Annotated in this window: 1 protein-coding gene; it reads right to left on the bottom strand. The window is 44.2% G+C overall.

What is annotated here, in order from left to right; genetic code table 11:
- A partial coding sequence (locus tag ACWHAR_RS32565; RefSeq protein ID WP_452089111.1) for a hemolysin family protein occupies positions 1-504 on the bottom strand: 504 nt, incomplete at both ends.

A 504-nucleotide genomic window follows, 5' to 3' on the forward strand; every position in this document is an offset into this window, starting at 1 on the left:
TTCGTTTTCTATCGCGATATGAAGGAGGTCATTCACTTCGTCGATTAAAGCTTTTCCGTCCATAATATAATGATGTTCGCCTTTTTTTATAATGTGCGGCATTTCGTCCTGATCAAACTCATCCCTGATTTCTCCGACGATTTCCTCTAATATGTCTTCTACCGTAACCAGCCCTGCCGTTCCGCCGTACTCATCAACAAGAATGGCCATATGGATCCGTTCCTTCTGCATGCGAATCAAGAGCTCCTGGATCGGTATGTTCTCAATCACCCTGATGACAGGCCTCATTAAGTCAGTTAAAGGAATCGTCTCGTCGAGAAAATACGATTTAAACAAGTCCTTGCTGTTGACAATTCCGATAATATGGTCTTTATCGTCCTTAATAACCGGATATCTCGTGTAGCGTTCATTAATGACGGTTTCAATCGCTTCTTTTATGGATTGATCGGCCAAAAGCGTCGCCATCTCCGTTCTCGGCACCATGATTTCCCGGGCCAGCCTGTT

This window comes from Bacillus sp. LR--39, from assembly GCF_053613335.1.